16 protein-coding genes are annotated in these 22,037 nt (G+C 73.0%); 12 read left to right on the top strand and 4 right to left on the bottom strand.

Going from position 1 to position 22,037, the window contains the following annotated elements:
• The first annotated feature begins 64 nt into the window (after nucleotides 1-64).
• On the top strand, nucleotides 65-1,096 hold the full coding sequence (locus ACZ6B8_RS34270) for an AsnC family transcriptional regulator (protein ID WP_471609692.1): 1,032 nt from the start codon (nucleotides 65-67) through the stop codon (nucleotides 1,094-1,096).
• A 549-nt stretch (nucleotides 1,097-1,645) separates the two neighbouring features.
• Here the strand turns inward: ACZ6B8_RS34270 and gabT are convergent.
• Nucleotides 1,646-2,980 carry a 4-aminobutyrate--2-oxoglutarate transaminase gene (gabT, locus tag ACZ6B8_RS34275; RefSeq protein ID WP_471609693.1) on the bottom strand — a complete coding sequence of 445 codons (1,335 nt, stop codon included), beginning with the start codon at nucleotides 2,978-2,980 and terminating at the stop codon, nucleotides 1,646-1,648.
• Between the two features lie 324 nt (nucleotides 2,981-3,304).
• Between gabT and ACZ6B8_RS34280 the strand changes: the two genes are divergently transcribed.
• The 10 genes from ACZ6B8_RS34280 to ACZ6B8_RS34325 all read left to right on the top strand — a co-directional run bounded on the left by ACZ6B8_RS34280 (nucleotide 3,305) and on the right by ACZ6B8_RS34325 (nucleotide 19,269).
• A complete protein-coding gene (locus ACZ6B8_RS34280; RefSeq protein WP_471086669.1) occupies nucleotides 3,305-5,458 on the top strand; it encodes an ATP-binding protein in 2,154 nt (717 codons plus the stop codon).
• Between the two features lie 227 nt (nucleotides 5,459-5,685).
• Nucleotides 5,686-7,392 carry a PucR family transcriptional regulator ligand-binding domain-containing protein gene (locus tag ACZ6B8_RS34285; protein ID WP_471086672.1) on the top strand — a complete coding sequence of 569 codons (1,707 nt, stop codon included), beginning with the start codon at nucleotides 5,686-5,688 and terminating at the stop codon, nucleotides 7,390-7,392.
• Between the two features lie 296 nt (nucleotides 7,393-7,688).
• The gene (locus ACZ6B8_RS34290; RefSeq protein ID WP_471609694.1) at nucleotides 7,689-9,134 is read left to right on the top strand and encodes an aldehyde dehydrogenase family protein; all 1,446 of its coding nucleotides are present in this window, start codon (nucleotides 7,689-7,691) and stop codon (nucleotides 9,132-9,134) included.
• 230 nt (nucleotides 9,135-9,364) lie between these two features.
• Complete coding sequence (locus ACZ6B8_RS34295) at nucleotides 9,365-11,311, top strand: acyl-CoA dehydrogenase family protein (RefSeq protein ID WP_471609695.1); 1,947 nt, start codon at nucleotides 9,365-9,367, stop codon at nucleotides 11,309-11,311.
• Nucleotides 11,312-11,493: 182 nt separating this feature from the next.
• Nucleotides 11,494-12,771, top strand: a complete 1,278-nt coding sequence (gene dxr / locus ACZ6B8_RS34300; protein ID WP_471086681.1) for a 1-deoxy-D-xylulose-5-phosphate reductoisomerase — start codon at nucleotides 11,494-11,496, stop codon at nucleotides 12,769-12,771.
• The gene (locus ACZ6B8_RS34305; protein ID WP_471086684.1) at nucleotides 12,768-14,069 is read left to right on the top strand and encodes a M50 family metallopeptidase; all 1,302 of its coding nucleotides are present in this window, start codon (nucleotides 12,768-12,770) and stop codon (nucleotides 14,067-14,069) included. Before dxr ends, ACZ6B8_RS34305 begins: the two co-directional genes overlap by 4 nt.
• A 210-nt stretch (nucleotides 14,070-14,279) precedes the next feature.
• The gene (gene ispG / locus ACZ6B8_RS34310; RefSeq protein ID WP_471086687.1) at nucleotides 14,280-15,437 is read left to right on the top strand and encodes a flavodoxin-dependent (E)-4-hydroxy-3-methylbut-2-enyl-diphosphate synthase; all 1,158 of its coding nucleotides are present in this window, start codon (nucleotides 14,280-14,282) and stop codon (nucleotides 15,435-15,437) included.
• 594 nt (nucleotides 15,438-16,031) lie between these two features.
• Nucleotides 16,032-16,880 carry a GNAT family N-acetyltransferase gene (locus tag ACZ6B8_RS34315; RefSeq protein WP_471609696.1) on the top strand — a complete coding sequence of 283 codons (849 nt, stop codon included), beginning with the start codon at nucleotides 16,032-16,034 and terminating at the stop codon, nucleotides 16,878-16,880.
• Nucleotides 16,881-16,952: 72 nt separating this feature from the next.
• On the top strand, nucleotides 16,953-17,495 hold the full coding sequence (locus ACZ6B8_RS34320; protein ID WP_471086693.1) for a GNAT family N-acetyltransferase: 543 nt from the start codon (nucleotides 16,953-16,955) through the stop codon (nucleotides 17,493-17,495).
• Nucleotides 17,496-17,574: 79 nt separating this feature from the next.
• The gene (locus tag ACZ6B8_RS34325) at nucleotides 17,575-19,269 is read left to right on the top strand and encodes a proline--tRNA ligase (RefSeq protein ID WP_471086696.1); all 1,695 of its coding nucleotides are present in this window, start codon (nucleotides 17,575-17,577) and stop codon (nucleotides 19,267-19,269) included.
• Nucleotides 19,270-19,325: 56 nt separating this feature from the next.
• On the opposite strand, the gene ACZ6B8_RS34330 is transcribed toward ACZ6B8_RS34325, so the two are convergent.
• From ACZ6B8_RS34330 to ACZ6B8_RS34340, 3 genes are read right to left on the bottom strand one after another with little or no spacing between them, the layout of a single operon-like run.
• Complete coding sequence (locus ACZ6B8_RS34330) at nucleotides 19,326-20,225, bottom strand: aminoglycoside phosphotransferase family protein (RefSeq protein ID WP_471609697.1); 900 nt, start codon at nucleotides 20,223-20,225, stop codon at nucleotides 19,326-19,328.
• 26 nt (nucleotides 20,226-20,251) lie between these two features.
• Nucleotides 20,252-20,725, bottom strand: a complete 474-nt coding sequence (locus ACZ6B8_RS34335) for a ferritin-like domain-containing protein (RefSeq protein WP_471086702.1) — start codon at nucleotides 20,723-20,725, stop codon at nucleotides 20,252-20,254.
• Nucleotides 20,722-21,270, bottom strand: a complete 549-nt coding sequence (locus ACZ6B8_RS34340) for a hypothetical protein (protein WP_471609698.1) — start codon at nucleotides 21,268-21,270, stop codon at nucleotides 20,722-20,724. The genes ACZ6B8_RS34335 and ACZ6B8_RS34340 overlap by 4 nt, the downstream gene beginning before the upstream one ends.
• A gap of 269 nt (nucleotides 21,271-21,539) precedes the next feature.
• Between ACZ6B8_RS34340 and rimP the strand changes: the two genes are divergently transcribed.
• Entirely contained in the window at nucleotides 21,540-22,037 is a 498-nt protein-coding gene (rimP, locus tag ACZ6B8_RS34345; protein ID WP_471086708.1) for a ribosome maturation factor RimP, read from the top strand.

Here is a 22,037-nt window from a genome sequence, read left to right on the forward strand (position 1 = left end):
CGCGGTGCAGGATCCGGACGAAAATGATCTGCGCCCCGCAGGAAGGCGCGTTATACAGGGCGTTGTGAGCACCGATGCGCCGACGGCAGGCGAAGACGTCGGCCCCGTAACGGAGTTCGGGGTCGATGGCCTGGACCGGCGCATCGTCAACGCCCTGCAGATCGAGCCGCGGGCCTCATGGGCCAAGGTCGGCGCCGTGCTCGGCGTGGACGCCGTCACCGCCGCGCGCCGCTGGGCCCGGCTGCGGGCCGCGGGCCTGGCCTGGGTGACGGCGTACGAACCGGGTCCGGGCCCGGGGCGGATGGCCGTCGTGGAGGTGGAGTGCGCGGGCCACCCCCTGGAGGTCGCCGGGACGCTCGTCGACGACCCGCAGTGCCTCACGATCGATGTCGCGTCGGGCGGGCGCGACCTGCTGCTCGGGGTGGGCGCGGCCGACGAGGCGGCGCTCGCCGACTACGTCCTCGGGCGGCTCGGCATCCTGCCGCAGGTCCGCTCGGTGCGCACCCAGCTCATCACCTCGTTCGTCAAGGAGGCGGTCGACTGGCGGCTCGGGGAGCTCGGCCCGGACCAGCTCGAACGGTTCACCGGCCCGGGCCCCCGCGGCCCGGCCGCCGTACGACCGCTGAGCGCGCCGGACCGTGCGGTGCTCGCCGTCCTGCGCGAGGACGGGCGCGCGTCCGCCCCCGAGATCGCCGCCCGCACCGGCGTGCCCGTGCGGCGGGCCCGCGACGTGGTGCACCGCCTGCTCGCCCGGCACCGGGTGGCGCTGTGGACGGACGTCTCGCGCGCGCTCGCCGGGCGGCCCGTGCAGGCCTGGTACTTCCTCCAGGTCCCCGCCGGGCGGCTGGCCGGGGTCGCCGCGCGCCTTGCCCGCCTGGACGAGGCGCGCCTGGTGCTCTCCACCATCGGCACGTACAACCTGGTGGTCTGCGTCTTGATGCGGGACCTGACCGAGGTCGCCCGCCTGGAGGCGCAGATCGAGGACGGCCTGGAGGGCGTGCGGACCGTGGACCGCTGCGTGACGCTGCGGACGGTCAAACGCTCGGGGAACCCGCTCGACGCCCGGGGCGGCAGGTTCCCGCCGCGCACCAGGTGAACCAGGTGCACCAGATGAACCAGGCGGACACGCCGAAGGGCCGGCACAAGGGGGGGGAGTGTGCCGGCCCTTCGGTGGCCGACCGGCCACGGCCTGTCCGCGCCGGCCTGCTGACGCGGGTCCGGCGGGTGAGGCGCCGAGGCGGCCTTCCGGATCGGGGTCCGCGCGCCCCGGGGGGTTTGGGGCGGGCGGCCGTCCGATCGGTGAGGATCTCCGGATCCGAGGACTCCGGGTGTGTGCGCAAGGGCACGACCAGGGCGGGGCTGGGGAGGCTCCGCCGAGGCGCCGCCCACGGTCCCCCATGGGCGGGGTGTTCCTCTCAACTGCGGAAACCGTACGGCAGGTCGGCCGCGGCCCGACAGCGGGAACGGCAACCCGACATGGGGCCCGCACACCTTCTTCACACGCCCCGACGGTCACGCGTGGCCCCGATCGCCCCACCGGGCGGCATCCGCGCAGCTCACACCGGGTACCGGGGCCACGGTGACCGCACGACGGAGGCCCGTACGGAATCCGTACGGGCCTCGGGTGCCGGGTCGGCCACGGGCGTCAGACGCCCGCGAAGGCGCCCTCGATGATGTCGAGGCCCTCGTTCAGCAGGTCGTCGCCGATGACCAGCGGGGGCAGGAAGCGCAGGACGTTGCCGTACGTGCCGCAGGTCAGCACGAGCAGGCCCTCCGCGTGGCAGGCCTTGGCCAGGGCGGCGGTGGCCTCCGGGTTGGGCTCCTTGGTCGCGCGGTCCTTGACCAGCTCGATGGCGATCATGGCGCCGCGGCCGCGGATGTCGCCGATGACGTCGAACTTCTCGGCCATAGCGGAGAGGCGGGCCTTCATGGTCGCCTCGATGTGCTTCGCCTTGGCGTTGAGGTCGAGCTCCTTCATGGTCTCGATGGCGCCGAGCGCGCCGGCGCAGGCCACCGGGTTGCCGCCGTAGGTGCCGCCGAGGCCGCCCGCGTGCGCGGCGTCCATGATCTCGGCGCGGCCGGTGACGGCGGCGAGCGGCAGACCGCCCGCGATGCCCTTGGCGGTGGTGATCAGGTCCGGGACGATGCCCTCGTCCTCACAGGCGAACCACTGGCCGGTGCGGCAGAAGCCGGACTGGATCTCGTCGGCGACGAAGACGATGCCGTTGTCGTTCGCGAACTTCACGATGTCCGGCAGGAAGCCCTTGGCCGGCTCGATGAAGCCGCCCTCGCCGAGCACGGGCTCGATGATGATCGCGGCGACGTTCTCCGCGCCGACCTGCTTGTTGATCATGTCGATGGCCTGCTTGGCGGCCTCGGGGCCGGCGTTCTCGGCGCCGGTCGGCCAGCGGTAGCCGTAGGCGACCGGCACGCGGTAGACCTCGGGGGCGAACGGGCCGAAGCCGTTCTTGTACGGCATGTTCTTGGCGGTCAGCGCCATCGTCAGGTTGGTGCGGCCGTGGTAACCGTGGTCGAAGACGACGACGGCCTGGCGCTTGGTGTGCGCGCGGGCGATCTTGACGGCGTTCTCGACGGCCTCGGCGCCGGAGTTGAACAGCGCGGACTTCTTCTCGTGGTCACCCGGCGTGAGCTCCGCGAGCGCCTCGGCGACGGCGACGTAGCCCTCGTACGGCGTGACCATGAAACAGGTGTGGGTGAACTCCTCCAGCTGCGCGGACGCCCGGCGCACCACGGCCTCGGCGGAGGCGCCGACGGAGGTCACGGCGATGCCGGAGCCGAAGTCGATCAGACGGTTGCCGTCGACGTCCTCGATGATCCCGCCGCCCGCGCGCGCGGCGAAGACGGGCAGCACGGAGCCCACGCCGCCGGCGACCACGGCGGTACGGCGGGCCTGCAGCTCCTGCGACTTCGGGCCGGGGATGGCGGTGACGACGCGGCGCTCCTGCGGAAGGGCGGTCATGGGGGCTCCTGGGGGGTGGGGCGGCGATACGGACGCTTCACTGCTTTCTTCGCAGGTTAGGGGCGGCGCCGGGGAGCGGGCATGCTCCATCGGGGAGTCGTCGGACGCGGCGGTTGTCCGTGGTGGACATAGCGAGCGGTTCGGCTCCGCGGGCGCGCGAGGCGGACACCCGGGGGCAGGCACCCGCGGCAGGCACCGGGTCCGGTCGGTGGCGTCGCAGGCGCGGATCGCCGCAGGCCCGGGCGCGTATACGGTGAACTCCCCCTGCTGGGGCACTAGATTGACCCGCGAAACGACAGATCGGCTGGTCAGGGGGCAAGGGGCATGGACTCCGACGGCACGCACGACGCTCGCGGCACTCACGCCACACCGGTGCCGCGCCCGGCGGCGCCTCCGCCCGGGTCCGCGGCGCCGCGGGGCGGTCCCCCGTCACCAGGGCTGCCGCCCCGGCCCGCGCAGGCCCCGGGGGCGGCGCCGCTGCCCGACGGGGCCGCCTTCCTCGCCTGGCTGCGGGCGCCCCGGCCCGCCGCGCCGCCCGGCGTCTGGCGGTTCGCGCACCGGCCACGCCCCGAGCAGGAGCCCGAGGTCATCCCGACCCGGCAGCTGCTCAGCGGCGCGCTGATCGCCTTCCTCGTCGGCTGGCTCCTGTGGTCCCTGCTCTGGAACGGCTACCTGGGCGGCTGGTGGGTGCTGCCGCTCGAACTGTTCCTGCCCGACGCCTGGATCTACACGAGCGACCGGATCGGCAACGCCGTCGTCTGGTACGGCTACTACACCGTCATCGTGGTCGCCATCATGATCGGCGTCGGCCGGCTCGGCCGCTGGTCCGAGGTGTGGCGCCGCTTCGTCGCCCCCCGGCTGCGGCGCCCCGACGCGCCCCCGCCGCCGCCCGCCCCCGAGGAGGACCCCGCCCGCTGGCCCCAGCTGCGGGCCGCGGGTGCCGAGGCCGCCGCCGACCGGCTCGCCGCCGACGCCGGGGCCGGGCTGATGCGGGACGTGGACCACGCCCGGATCGCCCGCGCCTGGCGCTCCGTGCGCGCCGGCCGCAGCCCGCTCGCCGTCTTCAGCGACGCGGTCGTCCGGGACGGGGCCGGCGCCTGCATGCACCCCTCGGGCGACCGGGACCTGCCGCAGCGCGCCGCGCGGCATGACCTCGCCACGGCGCAGGTGCGGATCGGGACGACGGTCGACGACCCCCGTAACCCCTACGCCTACCGGTCCACCGGGCTCGCGCTCGGACCCGACCTGCTCGGCACCTCGCTGCTCGCCGTCGGGCCCGGTGGCTCCGGGAAGACCGCCCGGGTGGTCTGGCCGCTCGCCGAGTCGCTCTGTCTGGGGGCCCTCGCGGGACGGGCCGCCGTGGTGGTCGTGGGCGCGGCGGGCGCGGGTCTCGGGCCCGCCGAGGACTACGACGTCGTGGTGCGGGTCGGCCAGCCCGACTCGCTGTACGACCTCGACCTGTACGGCGGCACGAGCGACCCGGACGAGGCCGCCGCCGTGCTCGCCGAGGCACTCGTGGGCGACCTCGTCGACCCGCACCCGAGCGGCGACAGCCGCCGCTCCACGACCTGCCTCGCCCAGCTCCTCGGCCCCTACCGGGCCGTGCACCGACGCTTCCCCTCCGTACCGGAACTGCGCGCCCTGCTCGACGGCTCGCCCGCCCCCCTGGACGCGCTGCGCAAGGCGCTGCAACAGGCCGGGCAGGACGGCATGATCCGCGAACTCGACGCCCGCGAACGCCAGTTGGGTCACCCCGGCGACCCCGGCGCGGTCCTCGCCGACCGCATCGCGCTGCTCGACCGCCCCGCCTTCGCCCCGTTCTTCGACACCTCGGGCCAGACCACGCCGTTCTCGCTGCGCGCCCTGGACCACCCCGTGCGCGTCCGCATCGACCTGCCCGAACGGGGCCACGCGGACGCCTCACGGATCCTGGCCAGGCTCGTCCTCGCCCAGTTCACGGCGAGTGCCGCGGCGCGCGAGGACCGCTCGCTCTTCGCCTGCCTCGTCCTGGACGACGCGTCCGGCACCATCACCCCCGAGGCCGTACGCCGCATCCAGCGCCTGCGGTCCGCCAACGCGGGCGTCGTCATGACCCTGCGTACGCTCGACGACGTACCGCGCCCGCTGCGCACTCCGCTGCTCGGCGCGATCGGCTGCCGCATGGCGCTGTCCGGCCTCACCCCGTGGGACGGGCAGGACTTCGCGGAGGTGTGGGGCAAGGAGTGGACCGAGGCGCGCGACGTCACCGACCGGCAGATCATCGCCGAGACCCCGCTGGGCAAGACCGTGCACGTCCTGCGCCGCGTCATCACCGGCAACGCCCCGACCGCCCGCGCCGTCACCGTCCGCCAGGTCGAGCGCGAGCGGTGGTCCGCCTCCGAGCTGGCGCACGGGGTGCCGCCGGGGCACGCGGTGCTCTCGCTGACCGACGTACGAGGGGAGTACGCGCCCCCGCTCCTCGTGGACCTGCGGGCCTGAGGCGGCGGGGCGGGGGTGACCCGGCGGGTCCGGCGGCGGACGGGCATCCGGATCGTCACGTACGTGGTGTTCGGTCCCGAGCGCACCGTACGGTGAGGCAGAATCGACACAGGTCGTTCATACGGACCGGCCAAAAGATCCACACCGCGAAGAACCACGCCCCGGCGCCCGCACCCCCGGGGGCCGGACCGCCCGCCCGCCCCGCCCGCCGCAGACCTGAAGGTCCCATGCCGCCCACGCTCGCCTCGCTCGTCCACCACTCCGCGCTCAAGCTGACCGTGCGCGCGGGTGAGGGACATCTGGACGCCCCGGTCCGCTGGGCGCACGCCAGTGAGCTCGCCGACCCCGTGCCCTACATGGAGGGCGGCGAACTGCTCCTGATCACCGCGCTGAAGCTGGACGCGGAGGATCCGGAGGCCATGCGGCGCTACGTGAAACGGCTCGCGGGCGCCGGCGTCGTCGGGCTCGGCTTCGCCGTCGGCGTGCACTACCCGGACATCCCCAAGGCCCTCCTCGACGCGGCCACCGACGCGGAGCTGCCGCTCATCGAGGTGCCCCGGCGCACCCCCTTCCTCGCCATCAGCAAGGCCGTCTCCGCCGCCATCGCCGCCGAGCAGTACCGCGCCGTGACGGCCGGCTTCGCCGCCCAGCGCGAACTGACCAAGCAGGCGCTGAGCGCGGGCCCCGAGGGGCTGCTGCTCGCCCTCGCCGGGCAGGTCGACGGGTGGGCCGCGCTGTACGACGCGTCCGGCGCCGTCGTCGCCTCGGCCCCCGACTGGTCCACCCGGCGGGCCGCCCGGCTCACCGCCGACGTCGAACGGCTCAGGGAGCGCCCGGCGCCCGCCAGTTCCGTCGTCGCGGGCGCCGAGGACCGCGTGGAGCTGCACTCGCTCGGCACCGGACGCAGACCGCGCGCCGCGCTCGCCGTCGGCACGGCCTCGACCCTCGGCACCGCCGAGCGGTACGCGGTGCACTCCGCCATCGCCCTGCTCACCCTCACCACGGAACGCTCCCGCTCGCTGCACGCCGCCGAGCAGCGGATCGGCGCGGCCGTGCTGCGGATGCTGCTCGCGGGCGAACCCGACCACGCGCGGACCGTCGCCGGGGATCTGTACGGCCGGCTCCTGGACGCCCCCTTCCGGCTCATCGTGGCGGAGGTCGCGTCGGCCTCGGCGGCGCGGGTGCGGGTGGGCGCCGAGGCCGCGTCGGCGTCGGGGGAGGGGGCCGCCGCGGAGGCCGGACCCGGCAGCGCGTCCGCGGCGGTGCGTGCCGCGGTGGCCGACGCCTCGGCCGGCGGCGACCCGCTGGCCGCGCTCGTCGACGTCGTCGAGGCGGCGGCCGCGCGCTCCGGCGAGGCACTGCTCGTCGTGCCGTACGGCCAACGGCTGGTGCTGCTCGTGGTGGACGGCGGCTCGGGCGTGCGGGCCTGCGCGGAGTACGCGGCGGCCCTGGAGGCGGGGCGCGGCGCCGCGGGGCGCGAGCCCGCCGCCTCCGGCGAGGAGGCCGAGCTGGTGATGGGGCTCTCCGCGCCGGCCGGGCCGATCGCCGCGGCCACCGCGTACAAACAGGCCGAACAGGCGCTGTCCGTCGCGCGGCGGCGCGGCCGTGCGCTGGTCGAGCACGAGGAGCTGGCCGCGGGATCGGTGCTGCCGCTGCTCGCGGACGACGCGGTGCGGGCCTTCGCGGACGGGCTGCTGCGGGCGCTGCACGAGCACGACGCGACCGGCCGCGGCGACCTCGTCGCCTCGCTGCGGGCGTGGCTCTCGCGGCACGGGCAGTGGGACGCGGCGGCGGCGGACCTCGGTGTGCACCGGCACACGCTGCGGTACCGCATGCGCCGGGTCGAGGAGATCCTCGGCCGCTCCCTCGACGACCCGGACGTCCGCATGGAGCTGTGGCTCTCGCTGAAGGCGACGTCGATGGGGTCGGACTGACCGAACCCCGCCGACCGCGCGGGGCGCGGGCCGGGTGCACGCCGGTGCCGGGGTCTGCCCGGCGGGCCTGGATCGGAGCCCTGTCAGGGGCGCGGGGAACTGCGCGCTCAGCCCCCGGGGCCCGCGGCCGGGGGACAGACCCACGAGGCCCCCAGCGCCCAGGCGCGGGACAAGTACAAACCGGTGCGAGGCCCCCGGCCAGTACTCCGCGTCGGACAAACGCCAGCGACTCCGGCTGCCTCTACGGTGAGGGACGTACCCCCAGACACACCTCCGCGGAAGGGCCGGGAATCCACATGACTTCCATCCACGCCTTCTGGCTCGCCGGTCGCCAGACCACCGGCGAGACCACCCTCGACGTCACCTCGCCCTGGGACGGACGGCTCGTCGCCAAGGCCGCCGTCCCGACCGACGCCCAGGTCGAGGAGGCCGTCGCCGCCGCGTACGCCGTGCGCGAGGAGTTCGCCGCGACCCCGGCCCACGTCCGCGCCGCCGCCCTCGCCCACGTCTCCGACCGGCTTGTCGAGCGCACCGAGGAGATCGCCCAGCTGATCTCCGCCGAGAACGGCAAGCCGATCAAGTGGGCCCGCGGTGAGGTCGGCCGCGCGGTCTCCGTCTTCCGGTTCGCCGCGGAGGAGGCCCGCCGCTTCAACGGCGGCGAGGCCCAGCGCCTGGACACCGACGCGGGCGGCCAGGGCCGTCTCGCCCTCACCCGCCGCTTCCCCAAGGGCGTCGTCCTCGGCATCGCGCCGTTCAACTTCCCGCTGAACCTCTGCGCGCACAAGATCGCCCCGGCGATCGCCGTCGGCGCGCCGATCATCCTGAAGCCGGCGCCGGCCACCCCGCTCTCGGGCCTGATCATCGGCGAGCTGCTGGCCGAGACCGAGCTGCCCGCCGGCGCGTGGAGCATCCTGCCGGTCGCCAACGACAAGATGCCCGCCCTCGTCCAGGACGAGCGGATGCCGGTCATCTCCTTCACCGGCTCCGAGAAGGTCGGTTACGCGATCATGGACTCGGTGCCGCGCAAGCACTGCACGCTGGAGCTCGGCGGCAACGGCGCGGCCGTGGTCCTCGCCGACTACGCCTCCGACGAGGACCTCGACTGGGCGGCCTCGCGCATCGCGACGTTCTCCAACTACCAGGGCGGCCAGTCCTGCATCTCCGTGCAGCGGGTCATCGCGGACGCCGCGGTGTACGACCGGCTGGTGCCGCGCGTGGTCAAGGCCGTCGAGGCCCAGGTCACCGGCGACCCGTCCGACCCGGCCACCGAGGTGGGCCCGCTGGTCAGCGAGGACGCCGCCAAGCGTGTGGAGTCCTGGGTCGACGAGGCCGTCAAGGCGGGCGCGAACCTGCTCGTCGGCGGTGAGCGGGTCGGCGCGTCGTACGCGCCGACCGTCCTCGCCGACGTCCCGGCCGACGTCACGATCTCCTGCGAGGAGGTCTTCGGCCCGGTCCTCACCCTGAAGAAGGTCGAGGGCGAGACCGAGGCGTTCGACGCGGTGAACGACTCCAAGTACGGCCTCCAGGCGGGCGTCTTCACCCACGACCTGCAGACCGCCTTCCGCGCCCACCGCGCCCTGGAGGTCGGCGGCGTGGTCATCGGCGACGCCCCCTCCTACCGCGCCGACCAGATGCCGTACGGCGGCGTGAAGCAGTCCGGAGTGGGCCGCGAGGGCGTCCGCTTCGCGATGGACGACTACACCTACGAGCGCGTGATGGTCCTGACGGGCCTCGCCCTGTAAACACCCCGAAGACCAACGGCCGGAGCCCACTGTGCGGGGGCTCCGGTCGTTCTCGTGCGCGGGGACCCGTCCCACCGATCGGGGAGCCCTCTGCGCCGAACGCTGCGCGAGGACTGGTGAGGTCGGGGCGGATCGGGTACCAACGATCCAGTAGCACCAGTCAGTAACCGACCGGGCACGGTCGGGGCAGGCGCCCCGGCGGCCCCACTTCGCGGCGAGGTGAGCTCCTCATGACCGCACCAACCTCCCAACCGTCCGTGAGCGAACGCGAGGCCCGGCAGGTCGCCGAGGCCGCCCGTGAGCAGGACTGGCGCAAGCCCAGCTTCGCCAAGGAACTCTTCCTCGGCCGATTCCGGCTCGACCTGATCCACCCGCACCCGATGCCGCCCGACGAGGACGCGCAGCGCGGTGAGGAGTTCCTCGCCAAGCTGCGCGACTTCTGCGAGACGAAGATCGACGCGGCCCGCATCGAGCGCGAGGCGAAGATCCCCGACGAGGTGATCAACGGGCTCAAGGAGCTCGGCGCGCTCGGCATGAAGATCGACACGAAGTACGGCGGGCTCGGGCTCACGCAGGTCTACTACAACAAGGCCCTCGCCCTCGTCGGCTCCGCGAGCCCCGCCATCGGCGCACTGCTCTCCGCGCACCAGTCCATCGGCGTGCCGCAGCCCCTGAAGATCTTCGGCACCCAGGAGCAGAAGGACGCCTTCCTGCCCCGGTGCGCCCGCACCGACATCACCGCGTTCCTGCTCACCGAGCCGGACGTCGGCTCCGACCCGGCCCGCATGGCCATGGCGGCCGTCCCGGACGGCGACGACCACTACGTCCTGGACGGCGTGAAGCTGTGGACCACCAACGGCGTCGTCGCGGACCTGCTCGTCGTCATGGCCCGCGTCCCGAAGTCCGAGGGGCACAAGGGCGGCATCACCGCCTTCGTGGTCGAGGCGTCCTCCGAGGGCATCACCGTGGAGAACCGCAACGCCTTCATGGGCCTGCGCGGCCTGGAGAACGGCGTGACCCGCTTCCACCGGGTCCGCGTCCCGGCCGCGAACCGCATCGGCCCGGAGGGCGCGGGCCTGAAGATCGCCCTCACCACCCTCAACACCGGGCGCCTCTCGCTGCCCGCGATGTGCGTCGGCGCCGGCAAGTGGTGCCTGAAGATCGCCCGCGAATGGTCCGGCGCCCGCGAACAGTGGGGCAAGCCCGTCGCGTACCACGAGGCCGTCGGCCAGAAGATCTCCTTCATCGCGGCGACCACCTTCGCCCTGGAGGCCGTCCTCGACCTCTCCTCCCAGATGGCCGACGAGGACCGCAACGACATCCGCATCGAGGCCGCCCTCGCCAAGCTGTACGGCTCCGAGATGGCCTGCCTGATGGCCGACGAGCTCGTCCAGATCCGCGGCGGACGCGGCTTCGAGACCGCGGAGTCCCTCGCGGCCCGCGGCGAACGCGCCGTCCCCGCCGAACAGATCCTGCGCGACCTGCGCATCAACCGCATCTTCGAGGGCTCCACCGAGATCATGCACCTGCTCATCGCCCGCGAGGCCGTGGACGCCCACCTGAAGGTCGCGGGCGACCTCATCGACCCGGACAAGACGCTGTCCGACAAGGCCAAGGCGGGCGCCCGGGCCGGCGGCTTCTACGCCCGCTGGCTGCCCAAACTGGTCACCGGCCCCGGCCAACTCCCGCGCTCGTACGCCGAGTTCCACCCCGACGGCCACCCGGACCTCTCCGGCCATCTGCGCTACGTCGAGCGCGGCGCCCGCAAGCTGGCCCGCTCCACCTTCTACGCCATGTCCCGCTGGCAGGGGAAGATGGAGACCAAGCAGGGCTTCCTCGGCCGCGTCGTCGACATCGGCGCCGAACTCTTCGCGATGAGCGCGGCGTGCGTACGGGCCGAACTCCTGCGCACCACCGAGGCCCACGGCCGCGAGGCCTACCAACTGGCCGACGTCTTCTGCCGCCAGTCCCGCATCCGGATCGACGCGCTCTTCGACCGCCTGTGGACCAACACCGACGAACTGGACCGCACCGTGGTCAAGGGCGTCCTCTCGGGCACGTACACCTGGCTGGAGGAGGGCGTCGTCGACCCGTCCGGCGAGGGCCCGTGGATCGCGGACACCAGGCTCCCGAAGAAGCCGCGCCCGGATGTGCGCAGGGTGATCAAGGAGGGGTGAGCGGCCCGCGACCCCGGTCGGCACCGGCCACCCGCCGGGGGGCACGCCGTGCCCCGGCAGGGCTTTCGCGGGGGTCTCCGACGTACGCGCCGTGTGGACGAACGACCTCCGCGAGCGCCCCGCGCGCCCCCAACCGGGCACGCCCTGTCGGAGCGGAGGCGTGTTGCGGCCACAATGGGGGGATGAGCGACAGCCCATCCCCCCTCGCCGACCCGCATCTCGTCTTCGACCCCGTGACCCTCGGGGACGGAGAGGGACCGCGGGACATCGTGATCCTCGGCTCCACGGGATCGATCGGCACCCAGGCCATCGACCTCGTCCGGCGCAACCCCGACCGCTTCCGCGTCACCGCGCTCTCCGCCGCGGGCGGCCGCGTCGGCCTCCTCGCCGAGCAGGCACGACAGCTGCGGGTCAGCACCGTCGCGGTCGCCCGCGAGGACGTCGTACCGGCGCTGCGCGAGGCGCTGCGCGCGGAGTACGGCGCGGGGGAGCCGCTGCCCGAAATCCTGGCCGGACCCGACGCCGCGACCACGCTCGCCGCGTCCGAGTGCCACACGGTCCTGAACGGCATCACCGGCTCCATCGGCCTCGCGCCCACCCTCGCCGCCCTGGAGGCGGGCCGCACTCTCGCGCTCGCCAACAAGGAGTCGCTGATCGTCGGCGGCCCGCTGGTGAAGGCCCTCGCGAAGCCCGGCCAGATCATCCCGGTCGACTCCGAGCACGCGGCCCTCTTTCAGGCGCTGGCCGCCGGCACCCGCGCGGACGTGCGCAGGCTCGTCGTCACCGCGTCCGGCGGCCCCTTCCGGGGACGGACCAAGGCCGACCTCGCGCACGTCACCCCCGAGGACGCGCTGGCGCACCCCACCTGGGCGATGGGCCCGGTCATCACGGTGAACTCCGCGACCCTGGTCAACAAGGGCCTGGAGGTCATCGAGGCGCACCTCCTCTACGACATCCCCTTCGACCGCATCGAGGTCGTCGTCCACCCCCAGTCGTACGTGCACTCCATGGTCGAGTTCACCGACGGCTCGACCCTCGCGCAGGCGACCCCGCCCGACATGCGCGGCCCGATCGCCATCGGCATCGGCTGGCCCGAAAGGGTCCCCGACGCGGCCCCGGCCTTCGACTGGACGAAGGCGTCGAGCTGGGAGTTCTTCCCCCTCGACAACGACGCGTTCCCGTCGGTCGGCCTCGCCCGGCACGTCGGCGAGCTCGCGGGCACGGCCCCGGCGGTGTTCAATGCCGCCAACGAGGAGTGCGTGGACGCCTTCCTGAAGGGCGCGCTGCCGTTCAACGGCATCATGGAGACCGTGACGAGGACCGTGGAGGAACACGGCACCCCGGTCTCCGCCGGGTCGGGAACCTCCCTGACCGTCGCGGACGTCCTCGAAGCGGAGACCTGGGCGCGTGCCCGGGCGCGTGAACTGGCAGGCAAGACGACCGCGGAGGCTCGTGCATGACGACCTTGATGATGATCCTCGGGATAGTCGTCTTCGTGATCGGGCTGCTCTTCTCGATCGCCTGGCACGAGCTGGGCCACCTGTCGACCGCCAAGATGTTCGGCATCCGGGTGCCGCAGTACATGGTCGGCTTCGGCCCGACCCTCTTCTCGCGCAAGAAGGGCGACACCGAGTACGGCGTCAAGGCCATCCCCCTCGGCGGCTACATCCGCATGATCGGCATGTTCCCGCCGGGCGCGGACGGCCGCATAGAGGCACGGTCGACGTCGCCCTGGCGCGGCATGATCGAGGACGCCCGCTCGGCGGCGTTCGAGGAGCTCCAGCCCGGCGACGAGAGCCGCCTCTTCTACACGCGCAAGCCGTGGAAGCGCGTGATCGTGATGTTCGCGGGCCCCTTCATGAACCTCGTCCTCGCCGTCGCGATCTTCCTCGGCGTGATGATGACGTTCGGCATCAGCAGCCAGACCACCCAGGTCGGCAAGGTCTCCGACTGCGTCATCCAGCAGAGCGAGAACCGCACCAAGTGTGAGAAGGGAGACAAGGCCGCGCCCGCCAAGGCCGCGGGCCTGAAGCCGGCCGACAAGATCGTCGCCTTCCAGGGCAAGCCCGTCGACGACTGGTCCACGCTCCAGACGAAGATCCGCGAGACCATCGGCCCGGCCACCCTCACGGTCGAGCGCGACGGCAAGCGGGTCGACCTGCACGCGAACCTGATCAAGAACCAGGTCACCAAGACGGATGGCGACGGCGCCTACGTGGAGGGCAAGTACGTGTACGCCGGGTTCCTCGGCTTCACGCCCGCCACCGGCATCGTCCAGCAGTCCTTCGGCGAGTCCGTGGACCGCATGGGCGACATGATGGAGAACGGCGTCGAGTCGATCGTCGCCCTGCCCTCCAAGATCCCCGACCTGTGGAACGCGGCGTTCGGCGACGGCGAGCGCAAGCAGGACTCCCCGATGGGCGTGGTCGGAGCGGCCCGCGTCGGCGGTGACGTGTTCACGCTGGACATCCCGCCGGAGAACCAGATCGCGATGATGCTGTTCCTCATCGCGGGCTTCAACCTCTCCCTGTTCCTGTTCAACATGCTGCCGCTGCTCCCGCTCGACGGCGGCCACATCGCGGGCGCCCTGTGGGAGTCCGTGCGCCGCAACGCCGCGAAGGTGCTGCGCCGCCCCGACCCGGGCCCGTTCGACGTCGCCAAGCTGATGCCGGTCGCGTACGTGGTCGCGGGCATCTTCATCTGCTTCACGATCCTGGTGCTCATCGCGGACGTGGTGAACCCGGTGAGACTCTCCTGAGGGAACCGGACGCTTCTGCGCAAGCGTCCTCTTACGAGAGGTTTGCGGCGGCCCGAAACACTATGTGACGGGCCGCCCACCATTGAGTGGACTTTGGGACGGGATGTGTTCGGCCATGACCGGGTGCCGTAATCTCGAAGCCTGGAGCCCGCCGATCTCGGGACCTCGACTCACGCCTCTGTGATCCACACTCTTGGGGATGCTCGCCAGATGACAGCCGTATCGCTCGGAATCCCGTCCGTTCCGACCAAGCTCGCCGACCGAAGGGTCAGCCGCAAGATCCAGGTCGGCACGGTGGCCGTCGGCGGGGACGCACCGGTCTCGGTGCAGTCGATGACGACGACGCGTACGTCCGACATCGGGGCGACGCTGCAGCAGATCGCGGAGCTGACGGCCTCCGGCTGTCAGATCGTCCGCGTCGCCTGCCCCACGCAGGACGACGCCGACGCGCTGCCGGTCATCGCCAAGAAGTCGCAGATCCCGGTGATCGCCGACATCCACTTCCAGCCGAAGTACGTCTTCGCGGCGATCGACGCGGGCTGCGCGGCGGTCCGGGTGAACCCCGGCAACATCAAGCAGTTCGACGACAAGGTCAAGGAGATCGCGCGCGCCGCCAAGGACGCGGGCACGCCGATCCGCATCGGCGTCAACGCCGGCTCGCTCGACGCGCGCCTCCTGAAGAAGTACGGCAAGGCGACCCCCGAGGCGCTCGTCGAGTCGGCCCTGTGGGAGGCGTCCCTCTTCGAGGAGCACGACTTCCGCGACATCAAGATCTCGGTCAAGCACAACGACCCGGTCGTCATGGTCAACGCCTACCGCCAGCTCGCCGCGGCCTGCGACTACCCGCTGCACCTCGGCGTGACCGAGGCGGGCCCCGCCTTCCAGGGCACGATCAAGTCGGCGGTCGCGTTCGGCGCGCTGCTCTCCGAGGGCATCGGCGACACCATCCGGGTCTCCCTCTCGGCCCCGCCGGCCGAGGAGATCAAGGTCGGCATCCAGATCCTGGAGTCGCTCAACCTCCGCCAGCGCCGCCTGGAGATCGTCTCCTGCCCGTCCTGCGGGCGCGCCCAGGTCGACGTCTACAAGCTCGCCGAAGAGGTCACCGCGGGCCTGGACGGCATGGAGGTCCCGCTGCGCGTCGCCGTCATGGGCTGCGTCGTGAACGGTCCGGGCGAGGCCCGCGAGGCCGACCTCGGCGTCGCCTCCGGCAACGGCAAGGGCCAGATCTTCGTCAAGGGCGAGGTCATCAAGACGGTTCCCGAGTCGAAGATCGTGGAGACGCTCATCGATGAGGCGATGAAGATCGCGGAGCAGATGGAGAAGGACGGCGTGGCCTCCGGCGAGCCGACGATCTCCGTCGCAGGCTGACGCCCGCGCTCTCTCTTCCCTCGCCCCGCGCCGCCTGTTACCGGCGGCGCGGGGCGCTTTGTGTGTGTGGGGGGGCGGGGGCAGGGGGTATGCGGGCCTGGGAGGGGTACGGGGGCTCGGGGCGGCGGGGTACGGGGTACGGGGTGCGTGTGTTGCCCGGTACACCACCCCGTCGTCCGGCACCGCCCCCGCGCGGCCCGCCGCTCCGCGGCGGTTTCCCCACCCGCCCGCCCAACCCAGCGACGCGACGTCGCCGGGCAGACGGGTGGGCGGGTGGGCAGACCCCGCCGCGCAGCGGCGAAAAAGCGCCCGCCCCCACGAAGAGGCAGCTGAGGGCAAGCCCCAGCCGCGCAGCGATCAAGCGCTCGCCCCGCCGGAAGGCAGCCCCGGCCGCGCAGCGGCGAAAGGCGCCCGCCCACCGGGATGCGGCCCAGGGCCAGCCCCCGCCGCGCAGCGGCGAAAGACCTCCGCCCCCGGCCCGGGGCGAGCCGCCCGCGTCGGGGTGGAGGCAACCGGCAAAAGGCGCCCCCGCACAAGGCGCCCCCGCCAGGTACAGTGCGGAGATCAGCAGACCGTATGGTGAGGCCCCCGCACGTGTTGACTCAGACCACCACCCGGGTCCTCGAACCGAGTGACCTCGACGCCGCGATCGCCGTGCTCGACCGCGAGCCGGTCGCGAACGCCTTCGTGACCGCCCGTGTCCAGGTGGCGGGCCTCGACCCCTGGCGCCTCGGCGGCGAGATGTGGGGCTGGTACGAGGACGGCATGCTCGCCTCCCTCTGCTACGCGGGCGCCAACCTCGTCCCCATCTGCGCGACTCCGCGAGCCATCCGCGGCTTCGCCGACCGTGCCCGCAGGGCCGGGCGCCGCTGCTCGTCCATCGTCGGGCCCGCGGCCGCCACCGCCCAGCTGTGGCGGCTGCTCGAACCGTCCTGGGGCCCCGCCCGCGAGGTCCGCGCCCAGCAGCCCCTGATGGTCACCGACCGGCTCCCGGACGACATCACCCCCGACCCGTACGTCCGTCGCGTCCGCAAGGACGAGATGGAGACGATCATGCCGGCTTGCGTGGCGATGTTCACCGAGGAGGTGGGCGTATCGCCGCTGGCCGGCGACGGGGGGCTGCTCTATCAGGCCCGGGTCGCCGAACTCGTCGGCTCCGGCCGCTCCTTCGCCCGTATCGACCGGGACGGCAAGGTCGTCTTCAAGGCGGAGATCGGCGCGGCCACCGCGCAGGCCTGCCAGATCCAGGGTGTCTGGGTGGCCCCCGAGTACCGGGGCCGCGGCCTCGCCGCCCCCGGCATGGCCGCCGTCCTGCGCTACGCCCTCGCCGACATCGCCCCGGTCGCCAGCCTGTACGTCAACGACTTCAACACCGCGGCCAGGGCGGCCTACCGCAGGGTGGGGTTCCAGGAGGTCGGGGCGTTCATGAGTGTCCTGTTCTGAGGGGAGCGTCTTGCTTCATCCGACATGGGCGTCCTGTTCTGATCGCGACCCGCGCGAAGTAGGGTCGCTCTCATGACAGACGACGTCGTGATCGGGCCCCTCGACCTCGCCGCACGCGTGGACGACGCGCTGCGCGTCCAGGCCCACGCCTTCGGGCTCAGCGACGAGGAAGTGGCCGTGCGGCGCCAGATCGTCCTGCGCCACGTCACCTATCCGCAGGCCCGCGCGTTCGGCGCGACCACCGCCGAGAACCGTCTCGTCGGCTTCGTCTACGGCATGCCCAACGACCGCCACCACTGGTGGTCCACGGTCGTCGAGCCGTACCTGCGCGGCCGGGACCTGGACGACTGGCTGGACGACTCCTTCGTCATCACCGAGCTGCACGTGCACCCCGGCTACCAGAACCGGGGCATCGGCCGCGCGCTGATCACCACCATCACCGAGGGCGTCCCCGAACCCCGCTCGATCCTCTCCGCCATCGACGTCGAGAGCCCCGCCCGCGGCCTCTACCGCTCCCTCGGCTACACGGACCTGGCCCGCCGCGTGCTCTTCCCGAGCGCCGCCAAGCCGTACGCCGTGATGGGCGCCCCGCTGCCGCTGCCGCGACGGGTCTGAGCGACAACCGATTTCCGCCCGCGCCGGGGCCCCGGCTAACCTCCTGGGCATCACCCTCACGCAGCAGGAGTAAACAATCATGGCCCAGGTCCAGCGCATGTCCCGTTTGATGGTCAAGACACTGCGCGACGACCCGGCGGACGCCGAGACGCTCAACCACAAGCTGCTCGTCCGGGCCGGCTACGTCCGCCGCACCGCCGCGGGCATCTGGACCTGGCTGCCGCTCGGCAAGAAGGTCTACGAGAACATCGCCCGCGTCGTCCGCGAGGAGATGGACGCCATCGGCGGCCAGGAGGTCCTCCTGCCGGCCCTGCTGCCCAAGGAGCCCTACGAGGCATCCGGCCGCTACGAGGAGTACGGCGACCTGCTCTTCCGCCTCAAGGACCGCAAGGGCGCCGACTACCTCCTCGGCCCCACCCACGAGGAGATCTTCACCCAGGTCGTCAAGGACCAGTGCTCGTCCTACAAGGACCTGCCGGTGATCCTCTACCAGATCCAGACGAAGTACCGCGACGAGGCCCGCCCCCGCGCCGGCGTGCTGCGTGGCCGCGAGTTCCAGATGAAGGACTCGTACTCCTTCGACACCACGGACGAGGGCCTCGCCGAGGCGTACGCCCTGCACCGCGCCGCGTACCAGAAGATCTTCGAACGCCTCGGCCTCGACTACCGCATCGTGTCCGCCGTCTCCGGCGCCATGGGCGGCTCCGCCTCCGAGGAGTTCCTGGCCCCCGCCCCGGCCGGCGAGGACACCTTCGTGGACTGCCCGTCCTGCGACTACGCCGCCAACACCGAGGCCGTGACCTTCGCGCTCGCGCCCGCCGACGGCTCGGCGCACGGCCCCGTCGAGGAGCTGGACACCCCCGACACCCCGACCATCGAGACCCTCGCCGAGCACCTCGGCGTCCCGGCCTCCGCGACCCTGAAGAACCTCCTGGTCAAGGTGGACGGCGAGATCGTGGCCGTCGGCGTGCCCGGCGACCGCGAGGTCGACCTCGGCAAGCTCGGCGAGCACCTGGCCCCCGCCGAGGTCGAGCTCGTCACCGCCGAGGACTTCGAGGGCCGCGACGACCTGGTCCGCGGCTACGTGGGCCCGCAGGGCCTGGCGAAGGTCCGCTACATCGCCGACCCGCGCGTCGCCCCCGGCACCGCCTGGATCACCGGCGCCAACCAGCGGGACAAGCACGCCAAGAACGTGGTCTGCGGCCGCGACTTCGAGGTCGACGACTACCTCGACGTCGTCGTGGTCGAAGCGGGCGACCCGTGCCCGAACTGCGGCGCCGGCCTCAAGCTGGACCGTGCCATCGAGATCGGCCACATCTTCCAGCTCGGCCGCAAGTACGCCGACACCTTCCAGCTCGACGTCCTCGGCAAGGAGGGCAAGCCGGTCCGCGTGACCATGGGCTCGTACGGCATCGGCGTCTCCCGCGCGGTGGCGGCGCTCGCCGAGCAGACCGCCGACGACAAGGGCCTGTGCTGGCCCAAGGAGATCGCCCCCGCCGACGTCCACGTGGTCGCCGCCGGCAAGGCCCTGCAGACCGAGCTGGCCCTGGACGTCGCCGAGAAGCTGGGCGCCGCGGGCGTGCGCGTCCTGGTCGACGACCGGGCCGGAGTCTCCCCGGGCGTGAAGTTCACCGACGCCGAGCTGATCGGCGTCCCGCAGATCCTGGTCGCGGGCCGCCGCTCCGCCGAGGGCGTAGTGGAGCTGAAGGACCGCCGCACCGGCGAGCGCGAGGAGCTCACGGTCGACGAGGCCGTCGCGCGCCTCACCGCCTGACCGGACAGACGACGAGGGCGCACCCCGCATCGCGGGGTGCGCCCTCTCCCGTACCGCTACAGCCAGCCCGCGAACTCCAGCAGCAGCTCCGCGTCCTGGGGGCGCCCGACCCGCAGGGCCCGTACGCCCGACTCGACGGCCCGGAACAGGGTCCAGCCGCGCAGCCGCTCCTGGTCGACCTCCAGGGACTCGGCCAGCTTCTTCACGCGCCGCCGGGTGATCGAGGCGCCCGACGGCGACGCGATCAGGTCCTCGACCCGGTCACGCACCAGCCGCGCCAGGTCGAAGGCGCAGTCGCCGACCACCGGGTCGGGCCCCACGGCCAGCCACGGCAGCCGGTCCCCGGCCAGCACCTTGCTCTGCCGGAACGTGCCGTGCAGCAGCTTCGGCTCCACGGCCGCGACGAGCAGCTCGTCCCGCGCGGTGAGCGCGGCGTCGACCAGCGGGGCGACCTCCGGCTCCGCGCCGGCGAAGGCCCGCATGGCCTCGGCCTGCCGCCCGGTGCGCTCGGCCACCGTCTCGAAGCGGTGCCCGGCGGGCGGCGCGACCCACAGCCGCCGCAATGTCCCCGCCGCCTCGAGCAGCGCCTTGGCCTCCGGCAGCGAGCGCACCGATACGTCGCGGTGCAGCCGCTCCAGGAGTAGCGCCCCGTCCGCGCACTCGGGGTCGAGCAGCCGCGCGACGCCGAGCCCGTTCCAGTGGGCGAGCGCGGCCCGCTCGCTCTCCGGCCGGGACCGGGGCGGCACCAGCTTCAGCACGGCGGATGTGCCGTCGGCCTGCCGCACCATCAGGACGAGGCTGCTGCGGCCACCGGGCACGTGCACCCGCTCGACGGTCAACTCGCGTAGAGCGACGGCCCGTTCGGCTGCCTCGGGCAGCCTCTCCAGCCAGTCGTCGCCGTCCTGCACCGTCTCGCCGAGTGCTGTGACGAGGCGCTGCGGCGGTTCGAGAGCCATGCGCGAGTCGTTCCCTTCCTTGAGCGTTACGCCTTGGGCGTGGCCGGCGCGGACGACGGTGCCGACCGCTCGGCGAGCCCAGGGAAGGCTACGCTCCCGCCCCGCCAGCGCGCCGCCCGCACCGCGGCCTCCCGCAGCGCCCGCGCCGCGTTGCCCCGCCGGGCGCCCGAGGCGGCCCGTACGAGATCGGAGTAGACGCCCGCGACCCGGTCCTCCAGCTCCGTGGCGAGCCGTACGGCCGCCGCGGAGTCCGGCACCGGGAACGGCAGCGAGTACGCCGCGTCCGCGGACTGCGGCTCGCCGCCGAGGTCGCGCACCGCGCGCTGCAGCTCGTCGCGCCGGGCGCGGTGCGCGTCGTACGCCGTGCGCGCCTCGTCCCTGCGTTTGTCACCGATGCGGCCGCCGACGACGCCGTAGCCGTAGACGGCGGCGTGCTCGGCGCCGAGTGCGGCCTGCAGGGCCTTCAGCTCCGCGTCCTTCGAGGCGTCGGCGTCGCTCACTTGTCACCCTCCGTCTCGTTCAGCAGATACGCGTGGGCCGCGCCCGCGGCGGCCACCGAGGCGAGCAGCCTGCCCTGCTCGGCGGGGGCGTCCAGGAGGGCGTCGCCGCGGCGGTCGGCCAGCTCGCGCTCGGCGTCGGCGAGGGCGCGCACCGCCTTGTGGGGGTCCTGGGACACGGCGGGCTCGGGCGTGGGCGCGGAGGCGGACGGGGACGCCGACCCGGAGGCGGTGGCCGTGGCGGTGTCGCCGGGGTGGTCGGCGAAGGCCTCCGTGTGCCGCTTCACCTCGGCGCGCAGCGGCCCGAGCCGGCCGGCGAGCGAGGGGTGCGCGGCGATGACGGCGTCGTAGTGCCGCAGCAGCTCCCGGCTCTCGCTCGCCGCCCTCGCGCGCACCCGTCGCACGGCGGACGGGCGCTCGTCGGCGGATTCGGCGGAGTCCGTGCAGCCCGCGAGCAGCGCGGCCGACGCGACGCCGGCGGCCCCGGTGAGCAGACTCCTTCGGCGCGGGCCCGGGCGGGACCGCGGGGCGGTGAGATACGACGGCACGGCAGACGTCCTCGGAAGGAAGGCCAAAAGGCGCGAGCGAGAAAGTGGTGGAAACGAACGGAAAAGAACGGAAAGGGAGATCGGTGGGCACGGACCCGGTGATCACCGTACCTTCGGACCGCCCCGTCGCCCGCGAGCGGCTCGGGTCCGGAGCGGCGCCCGACTCCCGCCGGTGGGCGGCAACACCCCTTCGGACCGGATACCCTTTGACCTGACACGCAGACTTGCAACGCACCCACAACAGCACACGCGGCCGAGGAGTCACCCGGATGAGCACCACCCAGAGCGAGAGGCTGCGGCAACTACTGGAACCGCTCGTCAGCTCCCAGGACCTGGATCTCGAAGAGATCGAAGTGGCCTCGGTCGGACGCAAGCGAGTGCTGAGAGTCGTCATCGACTCCGACGACGGCGTGGACCTGGACCAGATCGCGGAAGTGAGCCGTCTGCTCTCCGCGCAGCTCGACGAGAGCGACGCCATGGGCGAGGGGGAGTACGACCTGGAGGTCGGATCCCCCGGCGCCGAGCGAGCCCTGACCGAGCGCCGTCACTACCTGCGCGCCGTGGACCGCCTGGTGAAGTTCCAGCTGACCGAGGGCGGCGAGCTGACCGCCCGCATCCTCACCGTGGACGACGAGGGGCTCGACCTCGAGGTGCCCGGCGTGAAGGGCCGCAAGGCCACCTCGCGCCGCCTCGCCTTCTCCGAGATCGACAAGGCGCGTGTGCAGGTCGAGTTCAACCGCAAGGACAAGAAGGAAGAGGAGGCGTAG

This window comes from Streptomyces sp. NPDC041122, from assembly GCF_055592445.1.

Coding starts and splice junctions, on each gene's coding strand:
- gabT (WP_471609693.1), bottom strand. CDS start 2,980: ATGACCGCCCTTCCGCAGGAGCGCCGCGTCGTCACCGCCATCCCCGGC.
- ACZ6B8_RS34280 (WP_471086669.1), top strand. CDS start 3,305: ATGGACTCCGACGGCACGCACGACGCTCGCGGCACTCACGCCACACCG.
- ACZ6B8_RS34285 (WP_471086672.1), top strand. CDS start 5,686: ATGCCGCCCACGCTCGCCTCGCTCGTCCACCACTCCGCGCTCAAGCTG.
- ACZ6B8_RS34290 (WP_471609694.1), top strand. CDS start 7,689: ATGACTTCCATCCACGCCTTCTGGCTCGCCGGTCGCCAGACCACCGGC.
- ACZ6B8_RS34295 (WP_471609695.1), top strand. CDS start 9,365: ATGACCGCACCAACCTCCCAACCGTCCGTGAGCGAACGCGAGGCCCGG.
- dxr (WP_471086681.1), top strand. CDS start 11,494: ATGAGCGACAGCCCATCCCCCCTCGCCGACCCGCATCTCGTCTTCGAC.
- ACZ6B8_RS34305 (WP_471086684.1), top strand. CDS start 12,768: ATGACGACCTTGATGATGATCCTCGGGATAGTCGTCTTCGTGATCGGG.
- ispG (WP_471086687.1), top strand. CDS start 14,280: ATGACAGCCGTATCGCTCGGAATCCCGTCCGTTCCGACCAAGCTCGCC.
- ACZ6B8_RS34320 (WP_471086693.1), top strand. CDS start 16,953: ATGACAGACGACGTCGTGATCGGGCCCCTCGACCTCGCCGCACGCGTG.
- ACZ6B8_RS34325 (WP_471086696.1), top strand. CDS start 17,575: ATGGCCCAGGTCCAGCGCATGTCCCGTTTGATGGTCAAGACACTGCGC.
- ACZ6B8_RS34330 (WP_471609697.1), bottom strand. CDS start 20,225: ATGGCTCTCGAACCGCCGCAGCGCCTCGTCACAGCACTCGGCGAGACG.
- rimP (WP_471086708.1), top strand. CDS start 21,540: ATGAGCACCACCCAGAGCGAGAGGCTGCGGCAACTACTGGAACCGCTC.